Source organism: Vibrio sp. 10N.286.46.A8 (assembly GCF_041470165.1).
Lineage (GTDB): Bacteria > Pseudomonadota > Gammaproteobacteria > Enterobacterales > Vibrionaceae > Vibrio > Vibrio tasmaniensis_A.
Genome location: NZ_JBFRLX010000349.1, coordinates 1 through 421, shown reverse-complemented (window position 1 = coordinate 421; position 421 = coordinate 1). Strand labels below are relative to the sequence as shown.

The 421-nt window shown below is 45.8% G+C and carries 1 protein-coding gene; it reads right to left on the bottom strand.

Going from position 1 to position 421, the window contains the following annotated elements:
- Positions 1-177: 177 nt before the first annotated feature.
- Positions 178-421 (bottom strand): GGDEF domain-containing protein (locus AB4232_RS22330; protein WP_372069796.1); only part of this gene is annotated, 244 nt, incomplete at its 5' end.

The window sequence follows — 421 nt, the reverse complement described above, 5'->3', positions numbered from 1 at the left end:
ACAAGATCAGTTTAACTAGCAAGATCAGCCAAACGGGCATCTAAAAACAAGAAACACTTTTCCGTTTTGGTGGCCCCGCGCCACCTTTTTTGTTTTGGCTATTGGGATAAGAACCATAAAAACGCCACACGTCACATATGCACGTGTGGCTTATAAACCAATAAACTCTACTTCCGATTAGTGGCTCAAGATCACCTGATTTCGCCCTGAATGCTTCGCTTGATATAAGGCTTCATCAGCGCGGGCAATGGTCTCTGTCACCCGCTCTTGTTTCATCTCGGCAATGCCGATACTGCAAGTGAGAGAATCCCCATGAATCCAAAGATGTTGGCTAACCAAAAGTCGGATTTTCTCTGCCTTTCTCTGCGCTTCGCCAGCTTCGGTTTCAGGGCAAAAAACAATAAACTCTTCACCACCCCAA